At 38.9% G+C, this 15,008-nt stretch carries 20 protein-coding genes and 1 riboswitch; of the genes, 6 read left to right on the forward strand and 14 right to left on the reverse strand.

Features of this window, described 5'->3' with window-relative positions:
- Window positions 1-63: 63 nt before the first annotated feature.
- The gene (locus ACWATA_RS21575) at window positions 64-1,329 is read right to left on the reverse strand and encodes a hemolysin family protein (RefSeq protein WP_028412572.1); all 1,266 of its coding nucleotides are present in this window, start codon (window positions 1,327-1,329) and stop codon (window positions 64-66) included.
- Window positions 1,330-1,514: 185 nt separating this feature from the next.
- On the opposite strand from ACWATA_RS21575, the gene ACWATA_RS21580 reads away from it, so the two are divergent.
- Window positions 1,515-2,135: an NAD(P)-dependent oxidoreductase gene (locus tag ACWATA_RS21580; RefSeq protein WP_473050169.1), complete on the forward strand. Its 621-nt coding sequence runs from the start codon at window positions 1,515-1,517 to the stop codon at window positions 2,133-2,135.
- Between the two features lie 38 nt (window positions 2,136-2,173).
- Here ACWATA_RS21580 and ACWATA_RS21585 read toward each other — a convergent pair whose 3' ends face one another.
- Complete coding sequence (locus ACWATA_RS21585) at window positions 2,174-2,371, reverse strand: hypothetical protein (RefSeq protein WP_016762958.1); 198 nt, start codon at window positions 2,369-2,371, stop codon at window positions 2,174-2,176.
- 181 nt (window positions 2,372-2,552) lie between these two features.
- Here ACWATA_RS21585 and gpmA point away from each other — a divergent pair, with 181 nt between their 5' ends.
- Window positions 2,553-3,278 (forward strand): 2,3-diphosphoglycerate-dependent phosphoglycerate mutase, encoded by a 726-nt coding sequence (gpmA, locus tag ACWATA_RS21590; protein ID WP_098112843.1) that lies wholly within the window; start codon window positions 2,553-2,555, stop codon window positions 3,276-3,278.
- A 30-nt stretch (window positions 3,279-3,308) separates the two neighbouring features.
- Here gpmA and thiD read toward each other — a convergent pair whose 3' ends face one another.
- From thiD to ACWATA_RS21635, 9 genes are all read right to left on the reverse strand, one after another.
- On the reverse strand, window positions 3,309-4,118 hold the full coding sequence (thiD, locus tag ACWATA_RS21595; protein WP_473050170.1) for a bifunctional hydroxymethylpyrimidine kinase/phosphomethylpyrimidine kinase: 810 nt from the start codon (window positions 4,116-4,118) through the stop codon (window positions 3,309-3,311).
- Between the two features lie 22 nt (window positions 4,119-4,140).
- Entirely contained in the window at window positions 4,141-5,160 is a 1,020-nt protein-coding gene (locus ACWATA_RS21600) for a thiazole biosynthesis adenylyltransferase ThiF (protein ID WP_028412576.1), read from the reverse strand.
- Window positions 5,157-5,924 (reverse strand): thiazole synthase, encoded by a 768-nt coding sequence (locus ACWATA_RS21605; protein ID WP_013055283.1) that lies wholly within the window; start codon window positions 5,922-5,924, stop codon window positions 5,157-5,159. Before ACWATA_RS21605 ends, ACWATA_RS21600 begins: the two co-directional genes overlap by 4 nt.
- A gap of 5 nt (window positions 5,925-5,929) precedes the next feature.
- Window positions 5,930-6,133, reverse strand: a complete 204-nt coding sequence (gene thiS / locus ACWATA_RS21610) for a sulfur carrier protein ThiS (RefSeq protein WP_028412577.1) — start codon at window positions 6,131-6,133, stop codon at window positions 5,930-5,932.
- Window positions 6,130-7,257 (reverse strand): glycine oxidase ThiO, encoded by a 1,128-nt coding sequence (thiO, locus tag ACWATA_RS21615; protein ID WP_049162837.1) that lies wholly within the window; start codon window positions 7,255-7,257, stop codon window positions 6,130-6,132. Before thiO ends, thiS begins: the two co-directional genes overlap by 4 nt.
- Entirely contained in the window at window positions 7,241-7,864 is a 624-nt protein-coding gene (locus tag ACWATA_RS21620) for a thiamine phosphate synthase (RefSeq protein WP_071277755.1), read from the reverse strand. The genes thiO and ACWATA_RS21620 overlap by 17 nt, the downstream gene beginning before the upstream one ends.
- Window positions 7,865-7,985: 121 nt before the next feature.
- Window positions 7,986-8,087: riboswitch (TPP riboswitch) on the reverse strand.
- Between the two features lie 158 nt (window positions 8,088-8,245).
- On the reverse strand, window positions 8,246-8,461 hold the full coding sequence (locus tag ACWATA_RS21625; protein ID WP_013055279.1) for a hypothetical protein: 216 nt from the start codon (window positions 8,459-8,461) through the stop codon (window positions 8,246-8,248).
- A gap of 51 nt (window positions 8,462-8,512) precedes the next feature.
- Window positions 8,513-8,899, reverse strand: a complete 387-nt coding sequence (gene crcB / locus ACWATA_RS21630) for a fluoride efflux transporter CrcB (RefSeq protein ID WP_028412580.1) — start codon at window positions 8,897-8,899, stop codon at window positions 8,513-8,515.
- Window positions 8,900-9,298: a fluoride efflux transporter FluC gene (locus tag ACWATA_RS21635; protein WP_028412581.1), complete on the reverse strand. Its 399-nt coding sequence runs from the start codon at window positions 9,296-9,298 to the stop codon at window positions 8,900-8,902.
- 341 nt (window positions 9,299-9,639) lie between these two features.
- On the opposite strand from ACWATA_RS21635, the gene ACWATA_RS21640 reads away from it, so the two are divergent.
- From ACWATA_RS21640 to ACWATA_RS21650, 3 genes are read left to right on the forward strand one after another with little or no spacing between them, the layout of a single operon-like run.
- A complete protein-coding gene (locus ACWATA_RS21640; RefSeq protein WP_013081647.1) occupies window positions 9,640-10,461 on the forward strand; it encodes an amino acid ABC transporter substrate-binding protein in 822 nt (273 codons plus the stop codon).
- Window positions 10,445-11,149, forward strand: coding sequence for an amino acid ABC transporter permease (locus ACWATA_RS21645; protein ID WP_013055275.1), 705 nt, complete (start codon window positions 10,445-10,447; stop codon window positions 11,147-11,149). The genes ACWATA_RS21640 and ACWATA_RS21645 overlap by 17 nt, the downstream gene beginning before the upstream one ends.
- A 30-nt stretch (window positions 11,150-11,179) precedes the next feature.
- A complete protein-coding gene (locus ACWATA_RS21650) occupies window positions 11,180-11,914 on the forward strand; it encodes an amino acid ABC transporter ATP-binding protein (RefSeq protein ID WP_473050171.1) in 735 nt (244 codons plus the stop codon).
- Between the two features lie 34 nt (window positions 11,915-11,948).
- Here ACWATA_RS21650 and ACWATA_RS21655 read toward each other — a convergent pair whose 3' ends face one another.
- Window positions 11,949-12,893 (reverse strand): nucleoside hydrolase, encoded by a 945-nt coding sequence (locus tag ACWATA_RS21655; RefSeq protein ID WP_028412584.1) that lies wholly within the window; start codon window positions 12,891-12,893, stop codon window positions 11,949-11,951.
- Window positions 12,894-13,072: 179 nt separating this feature from the next.
- Between ACWATA_RS21655 and ACWATA_RS21660 the strand changes: the two genes are divergently transcribed.
- Window positions 13,073-14,068, forward strand: coding sequence for an NADPH:quinone oxidoreductase family protein (locus ACWATA_RS21660; protein WP_028412585.1), 996 nt, complete (start codon window positions 13,073-13,075; stop codon window positions 14,066-14,068).
- A 52-nt stretch (window positions 14,069-14,120) separates the two neighbouring features.
- Here ACWATA_RS21660 and ACWATA_RS21665 read toward each other — a convergent pair whose 3' ends face one another.
- Both ACWATA_RS21665 and ACWATA_RS21670 read right to left on the reverse strand, forming a co-directional pair.
- Window positions 14,121-14,552 carry an Rrf2 family transcriptional regulator gene (locus ACWATA_RS21665; protein WP_013081642.1) on the reverse strand — a complete coding sequence of 144 codons (432 nt, stop codon included), beginning with the start codon at window positions 14,550-14,552 and terminating at the stop codon, window positions 14,121-14,123.
- A gap of 66 nt (window positions 14,553-14,618) precedes the next feature.
- Window positions 14,619-14,948, reverse strand: a complete 330-nt coding sequence (locus ACWATA_RS21670) for an antibiotic biosynthesis monooxygenase family protein (protein WP_033580661.1) — start codon at window positions 14,946-14,948, stop codon at window positions 14,619-14,621.
- Window positions 14,949-15,008 lie beyond the last annotated feature (60 nt).

Genomic DNA, 15,008 nt, shown 5'->3' on the forward strand with positions numbered 1-15,008 from the left:
TTAACTAATTTCATATTATGGCTTTAGCGCTCCAAGATCTCTTGGAGCGCTTTCTAATTTCTTTTAATCAGCTTCCTCATTCTTATTCGCAAATGATTTTACAGAAACTTTGCGAATGCGTCGATTTTCTACTTCCTTAATGGTAAACAATATCTCTTCATATGAGAAAAAGTCTCCTTTAGCAGGAATATGATCAAACTGCTCATATATCCATCCCCCTAAGGTATGGCACGTACTGTCAGGAGAACTAACTGCTACATAGGTTAAAAATTCATCAATAGGGATGTCTGCGTTAAATTCGTACTCCTTTTCCCCTATCTGATGTACATACTTAACAGCTTCATCATGTTCATCCCAAATCTCTCCCACAATTTCTTCTAATATATCCTCTAAGGTCACAAGACCGGCCGTTCCACCAAACTCATCAACTACAATTGCCATGTGCACCTTACTTTTTTGAAGCTCTGGCAATAGTACAGATATTTTCATGGATTCTACTACAAAAATAGGTTGTCTCAACAAATCACGAATAAAAATCTCTTTTCTTTGGACTAAACAGGTTAAAAATTCTCTTTCTGATAAAATGCCAATAATGTTATCAATATGATCTTCGTATACAGGGACTCTCGAATATCTCTCTTCAAGAAACATTTGACAAACCGAATCAATATCAGCATTTACGTCAACTGCTGTGACATCTATTCTAGGTTTTAAAATTTGCCCCACCACAATGTCATTAAAATTGAGTGAACGATGAACTAGCTCTTTTTCAATATTATTAATCGTTCCTTCTTCTTCGCTTAAATCTACCATCACTTTAATTTCATCTTCTGTGATCGTTGGTGTGGGAGCAGACGCTAACAAGTGAGAAGCTCCTTTTCTCACCTGTAAAAATAAGAAGGAAATCGGGGTTAATAATTTAATAATAAGAAATAACAAGGAAGAAATCATCAGCGCAAAAGATTCGGCATGCTCTTTCGCTAACGATTTCGGTAAGACTTCACCAAAAATCAAAATGATGATGGTCATAACGATGATACTAATCACAAGTGCTAGGTTTCCTTTAAACACATCGAGGGCAATTTTAGCTGCCAAAGAGGACGCAGCAATGTTTACGACAACATTTCCTACTAAAATTGTCGATAGCGTCTGCTCAAAGTGTTCAGCAATATGCAGCGCTTTTTTACTTCCTCGATACTTTTTCTCAGCGTAATGTTTTAAACGAATTTTATTTACGCTTGAAAAGGCTGTCTCAGCAGATGAAAAGAAAGCTGATAACATAAGCAAAACGACTAATATCATCATTTGATTCAGAGGCAAGTCTCCCAAAAGACATTCACTCTCCTATTTTTTTGATTTTTCTGTCTTTTTATCATATCAAATTTTTTTGATGTTGAATATTTTCTTCATCAACTTTGTATTACTTTATGCTACGCATGCTTTTTATTATGAATAAGTATACAAATTGTATATTCTAAAGAATAGATACTATCTTTTATAGAGGGGTGCAACCAATGAAAATTTTACTATTAGGCTCAACAGGACGAGTTGGACAGTCTTTATTAAAAATGATGCTAAAAGATGAAAACGACGTTACGGTACTTGTTAGAGACCGCAATAAGCTAAAGATTAGTCATCCAAACCTACATATCTTACAAGGCGATGTCCTTGATCAAGAAAATATCAGCTTTGCCCTCAAGCACCAAGATATCGTAGTCAGCGCGTTAAATACAGATGGTGCAGAGACCATTTCAAAAAGTATTCCGCTTATTATAAACAGCATGAAGCATTACGGCGTTCATCGTATTCTTACTATCGGAACTGCAGGTATTTTACAGTCACGAACGGAACCGGAAAAGTATCGTTTTCAATCAAATGAATCAAAGCGTAAAACGACCAGAGCAGCAGAAGATCATTTAAAAGGATACTTATACTTGAAGGAAAGTGACCTAAACTGGACCGTTATATGCCCAACCTACTTGCCTGATGGTGAAGTAACAGGCACATACCGAGTGGAAAAAGATATTTTGCCAGCAGATGCCGTTAAAATTTCAACGAGAGATACCGCTCATTTTACCTACCATGAAATATGGGCTCAAAAATTCCCAAAATGCCGCGTTGGAATTGCTTATTGAAAAATCAGGAGAACTTTTCGTTTTCAAAACGAAAAGTTCTACATCCAAAAAATACCAATTATAGCTAATCCACCTAGAACAAAACCTCCTATTTGACCAACGAGAGCCGGTGTCAAAACAGGCTTTCCTTTTTCTTTCTCTAATGTGCTAATATCAAGCTTCATCTGATACATTTCTTCTTTTAAATCTTCAATCTGGCCGTGCAGCGCTTGAATCTGACGTTCTTGGTCACTCATCCACTATCTTCCCTTCCCTTTTTTATTTTTATCATATGCGTAAAAAAGTTAAAGCTTTACTTTTCAGCATCACTTTTTCTAAATGTTAAAAACTCCTTTCCCCGGCTTTAGGATAAAAAACACTTTCCTTCTCATAATAAAAAAGAATAGAGTCCTTAGTCATTGTTGAAAGGAGAACATGATGATAAAACTTGTGTTGATTAGGCATGGACAAAGCGTATGGAACCTTGAAAATAAATTTACAGGCTGGACGGATGTAGACCTTTCTAAAAATGGATTGCAAGAAGCGCGAGAAGCCGGAAAAGTGCTAAAGAAAAACGAATATGCTTTTGATATCGCCTATACTTCTGTTTTAAAACGATCCATTCGTACTCTATGGATTGTCTTACATCAAATGGACTTCGTGTGGATTCCTGTATATAAATCTTGGAGACTGAATGAACGACACTACGGGGCTCTTCAAGGTTTGAACAAAGAAGAAACCGCAAAAAAATTTGGAGAAGAGCAGGTGCATTTGTGGAGAAGGTCGATGGACGAACGCCCTCCTGCTTTAGAGACAACAGATATTCGCTATGAAGCTTCCAACCCTAAGTATAAGGAATTAGCCAAGGGACAATTTCCTGTAACGGAAAACTTAGCCGATACAGAAAAGCGGGTTCTAGAATATTGGAACAAAACTATTGCTCCTTCTATTAAAGCTGGCAAAAAGGTTATTATTTCCGCTCACGGTAATACGATTAGAGCTCTGATGCAGTATTTGGATAACATTTCACCTGATGGCATTGCGAACTTGAATATTCCCACAAGCGTACCGCTTGTGTATGAGCTTGATGATAATTTAAAGCCCATTAGACATTATTATTTAGGCATCGATGGAGAAATTCCGACACATATTCCTTCTTCATAAAAAACGTGCCTAGATTGTAGGCACGTTTTTTTATATATTTGAACGAAAGTATTTTCTATACGCCCAATGATTAGTAGGACCGTGTCCCGAACCAAGTTCAAGCGTATGCTTAATCGCATAGTGAACAAAATCCGAAGCGGTTTGAACTGCTTCAACTACGCTTTTGCCTTTCGCTAGTTCAGCCGTGACGCAAGCAGCAAACGTGCATCCCGTCCCGTGTGTATGCTTTGTATTCATCTTTTCATGCTTGATTTCAACATACGTATGACCATCATACACTAGATCAATCATATCTTGATGAGATTGGTCATGTCCGCCTTTAATTACAACGTGCTTTACACCTAGCTCATGCATCTGTTTTGCCGCTTCTTTTCTGTCTTCAATCGTGTAAATTTCTTTCCCCGTGATGACTTCCGCCTCCGGTATGTTCGGCGTAATGACTTCACAAAGGGGCAATAATTCTTTTAGAGCCTGTATAGCTTCTCTTTGAAGAAGAGATTGACCGCCTTTTGCAATCATAACGGGATCAACTACAACATTTTGCAGTCCGTGCTGTTTGATTTTACGAGCCACTGCGTAAATAATATCAGCACTGAACAACATACCTGTCTTCACTGCATTAGGAAATAAGTCAGTCGCAATTGAATCTAACTGCGTTTCAACTGCTTCTACTTCTAAAGGATAAACTCCTTGAACGCCAACTGTATTTTGTGCAGTCACAGCTGTAATAACAGACATGCCAAAAACATCACGCTCTTGAAATGTTTTTAAATCTGCTTGAATGCCTGCTCCTCCACCGCTGTCTGATCCAGCAATGGTTAATGCTTTTGGTACTGTCATGCTTGAAACCTCCATCTCTTTCTTACCCAATATACCGATGATAAAGTGACTTTGCTTCTACTATATCGTTTGTTCCATGGACAAAGACGCGCCCGTCTTGAAACATCACTAAACGGTAATCATCTACATAAAAAGAAAGCAGATACGGATTTTGTTCAATTTTATATCCTTTTTCTTTTAATCGTTCACCTAAAGACTGCAGCGGCTGCTTGGCTGATTTGCCCGGACGGATTTGTACCGTGTTTCTTCCGCATAGCACAGCTGTTTTCGTTTGATTTTCATATTGTAAAAAGGGATACGTTTGTTCACTGCCGCATGAGCGGCAAGCAGATTTGCGAAATACGTTCACATTGATGCTCGTATACTCATTTTTCCATACGTCAAACGAAACAAGTTCCCTCCTGAGCGCATTCCAGTCTCCAACTAATATTTTTAACACCTCTGTTACTTGATGAGCGACTACCATTTGTACAGCAGGACTAATAATCCCCACTGTATCACATGTTAACCCTCCAAGCGGTACAGATTCAAGCAAACAGGATAAACACGGTGTTTCACTTGGTATGATAGTATAACTAATTCCGTAACTTCCTACACATGCTCCGTAAATCCAAGGAATATCATATTTTTGTGATAAATCATTCATTACAAGGCGTGTGTCAAAATTATCGGTTGCATCAATCATAACATCTACCCCCTCAACAAGCTGTTCTAAAACTTGAGGGGTACCGTCCGCTACGTGGGCTTCTACTTTTACATCATGATTAATATCGTGAAGCCTTTTTTTAGCGGCAACTGCTTTTGGGATTCTTTTATCAGCATCTTTTTCACTATACAATTGCTGACGCTGAAGGTTGCTCCACTCTACATAATCGCGGTCAATGAGCGTTATTTTCTTTACTCCCGCTCGTGCAAGGGCCTCGGCGTTCCCTGTTCCAAGAGCACCTGCTCCTACAATCAGAACATGCTTTTCTTGAATTTGCTGCTGTCCGCCTTTTCCAATAGGTTGAAACAATTCTTGGCGGGAATAACGATTAATCAACCGATACTCATCCCTTCTGTTGGACTGCTTGCCGTTGCATATTGTTTCTTTTCAATACGTCCTGCTTCAAATGCTGCTCTTCCTGCCTCAATCGCTAGCTTCATAGCACGAGCCATTTTCACAGGATCTTTTGCTCCTGAAACAGCTGTATTTAATAACACACCATCTGCTCCTAGCTCCATAGCTTGAGCTGCGTCTGAAGCCGTTCCAATACCTGCATCTACAATTACTGGAACGGTTGATTGTTCAATGATAAAACGCATGTTCAACGGATTAATAATACCTTGACCTGAACCGATAGGCGACGCTCCTGGCATAATGGCATGTACGCCTAACTCCTCTAAACGACGCGCAAGTAAAACATCATCTGATGTGTAAGGTAAAACGGTAAAGCCCTCTTTTAACAGTTCTTCACTAGCTTTTAATGTTTCAACTGGATCAGGAAGCAGCGTCTTATCACATCCAATTACTTCTACTTTCACCATGTCACAAAGTCCAGAAGCCTTTGCTAATTTAGCAATACGTACGGCCTCTTCTGCATTTTTTGCTCCAGCAGTGTTAGGCAAAAGAGTGAAACGCTTCACATCAAGTGCTTCTAATAAATTAGGCTGATTTTGATCAAAAATATCCATTCGTCTAACAGCAAATGTTAAAATTTCTGTTTCCGACTCTTCTACCGCTTGACGCTGAGTCGTAAAGTCCGGAAATTTCCCTGTTCCTAATAATAAACGTGAATTAAATGTATATTGTCCAATTTTTAACATACTCTTCATCCTCCTCCAACAAATGAAACAACTTCTAATGTATCTCCATCTTTTAAGCATGCATCGCTATGTTCTTCTTTTTGCAAAATATTCTTGTTTAATTCAACAATTACAACTCGCTCATGCAGACTCTGAGCCTGCAGCAAGTGCTCGACCGTTTCAATTTCATCTCCGACAGTGACGGTCTTACCGTTAATAATTAGATTCAATGAACTCCCTCCATTGCTCTCGTTAGCTGAAATGATGTAAAGAATGAATGATTTGGCTTTTTCCCTAACAAAGCATCAGCCATAATTTTTCCAGTTGCAGCGCTTAATAAAATACCGTTTCGGTAGTGGCCAAAAGCCATGTGCAGATTCGCTATTTCAGGGTGCTCTCCTAAATAAGGCCAGCCATCATTCGTTTGTGGACGAAGACCAGCCCATGCTTTTTCAAATGTGGCTTCTTTAATGGCCGGCAGAAGCGCAGAAGCTTTATTCAGCAAAAATTGAATACCTTGTGCAGAAACGGTCTTAGTAAAATCATGCTGCAGCTTAGTTGCCCCGATTACGATTCTTCCACCAGTCTTAGGGACTAAGTAAAAACCTTCATCTAAAAAAATCGTTTTAGAAAGCAGGGGCTTATGACTTTGCAGAGCAATACACTCTCCTTTTACAGGAAACACCTCGCCTAAATGTTCAGAAGAAATAAAGCGTTTAGCCCATGAGCCTGCTGCAATCACTACTTTTTCTCCATAAAAAGAGCCTTTGGACGTCTGTACCCCTTTTACTGTTTCATTTTCCATAATAAGAGAGTGAACGTCACAGTATTCGAATACATCTGCTCCGTGATACAAGGCTCCATGAGCAAGAGCTTGTGTTAACTTAGCCGGAGCTAGCTGGCCGTCTCCCGGTATTGTAATGGCTCCGTATATGTCTGGAGAGAGCCCGGGTTCTAACAAACGCGCTTCTTTTACATCGATCCATCTTACATCTTTGTCCCACCGGTGGTGCTGAGCGGCTTTTTTCTTTAATACGTGTGCATCTTCTTCTGTTCCAGCGACTTTTAATAAGCCTTTTTGAATGAGCTCTACGTCGATAGCCGTTTTTTCTTTTAGTTCCTTCACCAGTTCAGGAAACATGCTTCTGCTCTTAATAGCAAGGTCTAAAAGAGGACCTTCTTCATCAATTTCAGCTTGAGCACCTAAAATACCAGCGGCTGCACTTGAAGCTTCACAACCAACTTGATTGCGTTCAAGAATAGCTACTGACGCTCCTTGTTTTGACAAATGATAAGCGATAGAAGAGCTGATTATACCTCCTCCGATTAACAGTACATCATAATGCTGCTTCATTTTCTCCACCTCCAGATGTCCATATATGAGAATATTGTTTAATCGCTTTGAGGGGATCTTGCGCAAGCATGACACCAGACATCACAGCTATACCATGTGCTCCTGTTTGAAGTACCTCTTTGGCATTTACAGGAGTAATTCCTCCAATGGCAATAACCGGTATCTGCACAGCGTCTACTACTTCTTTTAGTGCCGCTATCCCTCGACTTTTTAATCCTTTTTTTGAATGTGTTGAATAAATATGTCCGTATAGAATGTAGTGAGCACCATCTTTTTCAGCTTCTAAAGCCTCTTCCACAGAGTGAACTGACTTTCCGACAATAAGAGAAGGAAATGCGTCTATAACAAACGAAACGTCTAAACTATGATAGGCAAGCTGTACGCCCTTTGCTTTTAAAGCATGCGCTACATCAACTCGGTCATTCACAATAATTTTAGAGCGACAAAATGGCAGGCTTTCTAGTAAACATTGAATCTGCTTTGCCGTTTTCTCTTTTTCTCTAATATGAATGGCACCTGCAAAAGGCGCGATAGCCGTTAAAATTTTTTGAAGCTCTTCGATTGGCTGCTTATCTGTTGTAATGACATGAAATTTAGGAATATCCACATGATCGAAACCTTTCCATTCAGAATAAAGAGAAATTTCAATCACTTCATCTTGTGCAGAGGGCTTTATTACATACAAAAAACCACTCTACAACGTAGAGTGGTTAGCATGCATCGTTATGTAAACATGATCGCCACTTCCCTACGCTGGTCCAAACCAGATCAGGTTCAAAGGGTCCGAAATACATTCGTCTCAGCTTCAGAAAGCTCCCCTAGTGATTGCTATTTATTGATTTTGTTTTTGCACTTAAAATTATAACACAACTAGATGTAAATACAATATCTCTTTATGCTCTTACGGCTCTCTTCCTTTTATAGATGTATCTTTTAAGCTTCTTTACTAAGAGGCCCGGCGCACCGAATCATTCTGCTTTTTATATAGTTAGTAATCGGTATAGTCGTCAAATTCTTCTTTGTCTTTTTCCTTTTTCCGATCCCATATAAACAGCAGGAGTAACATAATAAAAGTTAGAATATAAAAACCGTAAAAAATAAATGCCGCCACAACATTTATAAATAAAAATAAAAAACCAATGATCTGACCTGCAACAGCTACAATCAACAAAATGTATTTCCAAACTTCTGCTTTTCTATCCATTCTCTACTTCTCCGTCTTTTTGTTTTTCCCTACTAGAAACGTTCTCTTTACTTATAATAAAAACGTTCCTGCCAGTAAACCGACTGTAAATAAACCAACTGTTCCAAATGCTGAAATCCCCACGTACGCCAACATTTTCCGATAAGATTTTTCCCGAATTAACTGTACGGTTTCCACACTAAACGTTGAAAAAGTGGTAAAGGCACCAAAAAACCCAATGCCAATCATTAAAAATATTGAATCATCATAAGCATGACTCGGAACCTTTCCATAATAACTACCGTAAAAAAGACCAAGCCCAAACGCACCGAGCAAGTTTACAAACAGCATTGAGACTGGAAAAGGAGGGTTTGAAACTGTTTTTGTAACTTTTAAACCCAAAAGATAACGGCATATTCCTCCAGCTGCCCCGCCAAGTGCCAAGCTCACTATGCTCATTTACTTCACCTCATGTACTTTCACTAAATTTTTCCCTGCCGCTTCACCGCATAGATAGCCTGCTAAAGCAAGAAGGATTCCACCTACTAAAGAGACAATGACATAAATGGCTCCCCAAAATAAATGGTGCTGAGTGAGAGAAATGACGTCTCCTGCAAAGGTTGAATACGTTGTAAAACCGCCGCACACGCCAACTCCTAGTCCAAGCTTTATCCATTCTTTTGGCTTTTTCCACGCAAAAAATCCTGTTAATAGGCCTAGTATGAAGCTTCCTAATAGGTTTTCAATTACCGTTCCTATTGGATAGCCCGTATATAATAAGGAAAGATTTAGCAAATAACGCGCATATGTACCAGCGATAGCACCAAAGGCAATTGAGATTAAGTTTATGGCTTTCATCATATCGCTCCGTTTCATAAATTCTTCTTTAAGTGTACCATAAGGAATTTATTTCTACCTTAACATTTAACTATATGTTTATTGCACCAAAAGTCATGAAAAAATGAAAGAGAAAATCGTCGCATGAAACTTCCTTTTTACTCCTCAAATATCCCTTAAAAATCCACTTAATCCAAATTTTAAAATCTTTCTGTATCCTTATGACAAACCGTGTATAGAAGGTATATTTCCCTTATTTTAAGTCACATTAATCGTATAAGTTTTTTTTGTTGACTTTTGCTGTGTTCTTGTTTAGTATCACAGAGTATCATTTCCTATCAGAATACTAGGGGGTTTAGAAAATGAAGAAATTTGCTGCACTTTTGTCGCTACTATTAGCTTTCACAGTTGTGCTTGCCGCATGCGGTTCTAGCTCAAAAAATGAAGCAAACAATGGAGACAATAAATCTTCACAAGAGGATTTATATAATAAAGTGAAAAAAGATGGCGTATTAACAATTGGAACTGAAGGTACATACCCTCCGTTCACTTTTCATGATGACAAACAAAAGCTAACTGGGTTTGATGTAGAATTGGCTCAAGAAGTAGCTAAACGTCTTGGCGTAAAAGCTGAGTTCAAAGAAACACAGTGGGATGGCATGTTTGCCGGATTAGATGCTAAACGCTTTGACATGATTGCTAATGAAGTGGGTATTCGTGAAGATCGTCAAAAGAAATACGATTTCTCTGACCCATACATCCAGTCAGGCGCCGTATTAATTGTTCGTAAAGACGAAAAAGATATCAAATCATTTAAAGATTTAAAAGGAAAAAAATCAGCACAGTCATTAACAAGTAACTACAAAGACATGGCTCAATCTTATGGTGCAAACATTACGAGTGCTGAAGGTTTTGCTCAAGCAGTAGAACTAATGAGCGCAAACCGTGTTGATGCTACAATCAACGATAAATTATCGTTCCTTGACTATAAGAAAAAGCACCCTAACGCACCTATCAAAATCGCGGATGAAAAATCCGATGGTGCTGCAAGCGGCTTTATGTTTAGAAAAGACAGCGGTAAGTTAGTGGATGAAGTAAACAAAGCATTGAAAGATATGAAAAAAGACGGAACATACGCAAAAATTTCTAAGAAATGGTTTGGCGAAGATGTTTCTCCTAAATAATATTTTTCCTGATGGAGAGCGATTGAATCAATTGATTTCAATCGCTCAATCATCTCTCTTACCAATGCTAAAGGGAGCTATTCAATATTCTATTCCACTAACATTAATCACGTTTGTACTCGGTATCATTTTAGCTGTCTTAACAGCCTTGGCTCGTTTATCATCTATAAAAGTTTTAAATATAATTGCGCGCATCTATGTATCGATTATTCGAGGTACACCGCTGCTTGTGCAATTATTTATTATTTTCTACGGCTTACCCAATTTAGATATAACAATTGACCCATTTATCTCTGCTATTATTGGATTTTCATTAAGTGTAGGTGCGTATGCATCTGAAATTATCCGAGCAGCGATTCAATCTATTCCTAAAGGACAGTGGGAAGCTGGCTACTCACTTGGTATGACCTATTCCCAAGCGTTAAGACGGATTATTTTACCGCAAGCAGCACGTGTATCGATTCCGCCATTATCTAACTCTTTTATTAGCCTTATTAAAGATACGTCACTTGCATCGCTTATTCTTGTTTCTGAGATGTTCCGTAAAGCTCAAGAAATTGCTTCGACTAACTATGAATTTTTACTTCTTTATAGTGAAGCAGCGCTCTTGTACTGGATTATGTGTACAATATTATCCATTATCCAAGGACGCATTGAAATAAGACTAGATCGTTACGTATCTAAATAACCGTTTCGAGTAGCTAAAGGAGTTTTTCATATGATTAATATCAAAAATTTGCATAAATCATTCGGTGATTTGCAAGTATTAAAAGGGATTGATTTAGAAGTTGAACAGGGCAAGGTAATTGTATTAATTGGTCCTTCTGGATCGGGTAAAACTACTTTTTTACGTTGCTTAAATCTTTTAGAAATCCCAACAGACGGCACGATTGAACTTGATAAAAAAAGCATAAATTTCACCAAACCTGTTCGTAAAAAAGACATTACTTCATTTCGAAGCCTAACAGGTATGGTCTTTCAAAACTATAACTTATTTCCTCATAAAAGTGCGCTTGAAAATGTTATGGAAGGTCCTGTAATTGTAAAAGGCGTTTCTACTCAAGAGGCAGAAAAAAGAGGTAAAGAATTGTTAACACGCGTTGGCTTAGGCGATAAGCTCGACTTTTACCCTTTCCAGCTGTCTGGCGGACAACAACAGCGTGTTGGCATCGCCAGAGCAATGGCGATGGACCCAAAAGTTATGCTATTTGATGAGCCTACTTCAGCTCTTGACCCTGAGCTTGTAGGAGACGTTCTTCAAGCGATGAAAGACCTGGCAAAAGAAGGAATGACGATGGTGGTGGTAACTCATGAAATGCGCTTTGCCCGTGAAGTAGCAGATGAAGTTATTTTTATGGATCAAGGTGTCATTATGGAAAGAGGTACACCGGATCAAATATTTTCAAATCCTCAACAAGAGCGGACACGTCAATTCTTGAATATGATTCATTAAAAAGGTTGCACATTTTCACGTGCAACCTTTTTCTTTATTTGGCTACTGCTTTTTTCATTAAATCTGTAATGTACGTAAAGAATGCTTCAGCTGTGACGTCATACACGACGTCTACAGGTCGTCCCTCTTCAGAAATTTCTGTTCTTCCTTGTCTTGGTGTTTCTGTATACACAATACTCGAAACGGTTTTTACCTTCACAAGTGTTGAATTCCCTGTAAATGCTGTTGTGAGTACGTCCCACAAATAATAAGTCGAATTGGTTTCAACATGCACAAGCGGCGGGCAAGCCGCGTAACACTGCCCTACAAAGTCTACTCCTTCATACCTGCGAAGTGAAGCCCACATTTGGCGAATAGCCGGCGTTAATGGAACTTGATTCGTGCTTTCTAAAGCAACCATCTCAATTTTAATGCTGCTTTCCCATACTCTTGCTACTGCTTCTGGATCCCAAAAAGCATTCCATTCCGCCGTTCCATCATGTTCAGGCTCCTGCACATTTCCTACTTCTTGAAATGTACCGCCCATCCACACTAACTTATCAATTTTCTCTTCTATTTCAGGCGCTTTTTCAAGTGCTCTTGCCAAATCAGTTAGCGGTCCTGTAAATAATAAAGTCGTTTTTCCGTCTGTGTGCTGCAATGTTTCAATTAAATGATCATGAGCAGGCAGCTGACTTATTTTTGTTTGCACTTTCCCTTTTTCATTTAAAATTGGCAGTGCATCTACATAAAACGTATGCATGCGCCATTCTTTTGGAAATGGGTTCATACCACGTGAAGTAGATTTGGCTACCTCGATATCATAACTTCCAAAACGATCAATAATTTTTTGGCTTGCGCTGATACCTGGCTCTAAGTATCCGTCAGCAGGAATGACAGATACCCCCGTTACCTTTACATCATCCATTTGCAGCAGTAAAAAAAGGGATACTAAATCATCAATCCCTGCATCATGGTTAAAATATATGTTTGTGCTCATGTCTCTTCTCCTCTTTTCTATGTATCGCTACGTAATAGCTGTACCGCTATTTTATAATGAAATGGCCTCTTTGGTAATCAAAGTATTATGAACTTCTTTTACTATTTTCTATAATGGGTATAGAAATAAGGTAATCTATGTATAGGCATATACATCTCAGTATAGAAAGGAGAAATAAAATGAAGCAATCATTTTCAGCATTAGTAGTAGATAAAACAGGTGAAGAACAAGTGGAGGCGTCTGTCCAAGAACTGACGCTAAACGATTTGCCAGAAGGCGATGTACTTATTCGCGTTCATTATTCAGGGGTGAATTATAAAGATAGCTTAGCCAGCATCGCAAACGGCAATATTGTGACAAGCTATCCGTTTGTTCCAGGTATTGACCTAGCAGGAATCGTTGTATCTTCTGACAGCCCTGATTTTAAAGAAGGTGATCGTGTCATCGCAACAAGCTATGACATTGGCGTATCACACTTTGGAGGCTACAGTGAGTATGCGCGCTTACGCAGCGAATGGATTGTCCCTCTTCCTGAAAATTTGACGTTAAAAGAAGCAATGATTATCGGAACAGCTGGCTTTACAGCTGCTTTATCTGTGCATCGCTTAGAGGAAAACCATACTAGTCCATCTAACGGCTCTGTGCTTGTAACAGGGGCTACGGGAGGTGTAGGAAGCTTTGCGGTTGCCATTCTTTCAAAATTAGGCTACACAGTGGAAGCAAGTACAGGAAAAAGCTCGGAAGCAGCTTATTTGAAAGAGCTTGGCGCTTCCTCTATTGTAGCGCGTGAAGACGTTTATAACGGCAAATTAAAAGCATTAGGCAAGCAAAAATGGGCCGCTGCAGTGGATCCTGTGGGTGGAGAGCCCCTAGCTTCTGTCCTCAGTCAAATTCAGTACGGAGGCTCTGTAGCGGTCAGCGGGCTAACAGCTGGAGGCAAAGTGCCAACAACGGTCTTTCCCTTCATTTTGAGAGGGATTAATTTACTCGGCATCGATTCTGTTTACTGTCCAATGCCTACTCGAAAAGAGATTTGGAATAGACTCGCTAATGACTTTAAACCTGAAAGCTTCGAACCTTTCATTCAGCAGGAAGTTTCTTTACAAGATCTCCCTCAGGTTCTTCCTACTTTATTAAAAGGACAAGCTCGAGGACGAACAATTGTGAAGCTATAAAAAAACGGAGAAACCTGGGTTTCTCCGTTTTTTTACGAACAGACGCATGTTATTATGCATCTATTTTTGCTATTAAATCCGTCACTAATTCTTTCATCGTCACATCGGCTAAGACTTGTTCCATGGCATCTTGAGAACGTTTTAAAATCAATTCAAGGACACTTTGAATATTGGCTCCTACAGGACACTCCACATTCGGATTTTCATGCATTTGAAACAATTCTCCTTCTTCCACAGCCGCTACCGCTCGATAAACGTCTAACAACGTTATCTCTTCTAAATCTTTCAATAGATAAGCTCCGCCAGCTCCGGCTTTTACGCCCACAAGTCCAGCTTTCTTTAACATCCCAATTACTCGTCTTATAACAACAGGATTTGTATTTACACTGCTAGCAATCCACTCTGAAGTACTAGGATGACTGCTATCTACTTTAATTAAAGACAGTATGTGAACGGCCACGGTGAATCGACTGCTAATTTTCATTACTCTCACTCCTATTTTGTTGTAATCATTATAGTTACAACATTTATGAAAGTCAAGCGTGCTTTTTTAGGAAAGAATGTCTTCTTCTACCGCCTCATAAAAACGCAGCGTTTTCTTGATTTCCATAGCTTCAGAAAATGCTTTCGTTTTCTTTTTATTCGCTTCTTTATGTTCATTCACATGTTCTTCTCTTGAAATCCAAGCTTGAAAGAACTGTTTTTCTTCCCACTTGGATACAAAGATATATTCGACTTTATCCGCGGAATCTTTTTTCCAGCATTCGAACGATAAATTTCCTTTGGCTTCCTCAATTTCTGTTTTGTTTTTCTTAGCTTTTTGCTTGAGCCGTTCTTCAAATTTCTTTTCCGTTTCAAAACTTGCGTTTACAACAAACATCTTATCTCCCTTTCTAAATGAAAATGATTCTCACCAAATTATTGCATAGTAATTTTATTT

This window comes from Priestia sp. USM5 (genome assembly GCF_058323215.1).

Bases quoted from the DNA above. Each gene is read 5' to 3' on its own strand.
- ACWATA_RS21580 (WP_473050169.1), top strand. From the start codon at position 1,515: ATGAAAATTTTACTATTAGGCTCAACAGGACGAGTTGGACAGTCTTTA.
- ACWATA_RS21625 (WP_013055279.1), bottom strand. From the start codon at position 8,461: ATGGATAGAAAAGCAGAAGTTTGGAAATACATTTTGTTGATTGTAGCT.
- ACWATA_RS21655 (WP_028412584.1), bottom strand. From the start codon at position 12,893: ATGAGCACAAACATATATTTTAACCATGATGCAGGGATTGATGATTTA.
- ACWATA_RS21605 (WP_013055283.1), bottom strand. From the start codon at position 5,924: ATGTTAAAAATTGGACAATATACATTTAATTCACGTTTATTATTAGGA.
- ACWATA_RS21670 (WP_033580661.1), bottom strand. From the start codon at position 14,948: ATGTTTGTTGTAAACGCAAGTTTTGAAACGGAAAAGAAATTTGAAGAA.
- thiO (WP_049162837.1), bottom strand. From the start codon at position 7,257: ATGAAGCAGCATTATGATGTACTGTTAATCGGAGGAGGTATAATCAGC.
- ACWATA_RS21585 (WP_016762958.1), bottom strand. From the start codon at position 2,371: ATGAGTGACCAAGAACGTCAGATTCAAGCGCTGCACGGCCAGATTGAA.
- thiD (WP_473050170.1), bottom strand. From the start codon at position 4,118: ATGACAGTACCAAAAGCATTAACCATTGCTGGATCAGACAGCGGTGGA.
- ACWATA_RS21665 (WP_013081642.1), bottom strand. From the start codon at position 14,552: ATGAAAATTAGCAGTCGATTCACCGTGGCCGTTCACATACTGTCTTTA.
- gpmA (WP_098112843.1), top strand. From the start codon at position 2,553: ATGATAAAACTTGTGTTGATTAGGCATGGACAAAGCGTATGGAACCTT.
- crcB (WP_028412580.1), bottom strand. From the start codon at position 8,899: ATGAGCATAGTGAGCTTGGCACTTGGCGGGGCAGCTGGAGGAATATGC.
- ACWATA_RS21645 (WP_013055275.1), top strand. From the start codon at position 10,445: ATGTTTCTCCTAAATAATATTTTTCCTGATGGAGAGCGATTGAATCAA.
- ACWATA_RS21635 (WP_028412581.1), bottom strand. From the start codon at position 9,298: ATGAAAGCCATAAACTTAATCTCAATTGCCTTTGGTGCTATCGCTGGT.
- ACWATA_RS21640 (WP_013081647.1), top strand. From the start codon at position 9,640: ATGAAGAAATTTGCTGCACTTTTGTCGCTACTATTAGCTTTCACAGTT.
- ACWATA_RS21650 (WP_473050171.1), top strand. From the start codon at position 11,180: ATGATTAATATCAAAAATTTGCATAAATCATTCGGTGATTTGCAAGTA.
- ACWATA_RS21660 (WP_028412585.1), top strand. From the start codon at position 13,073: ATGAAGCAATCATTTTCAGCATTAGTAGTAGATAAAACAGGTGAAGAA.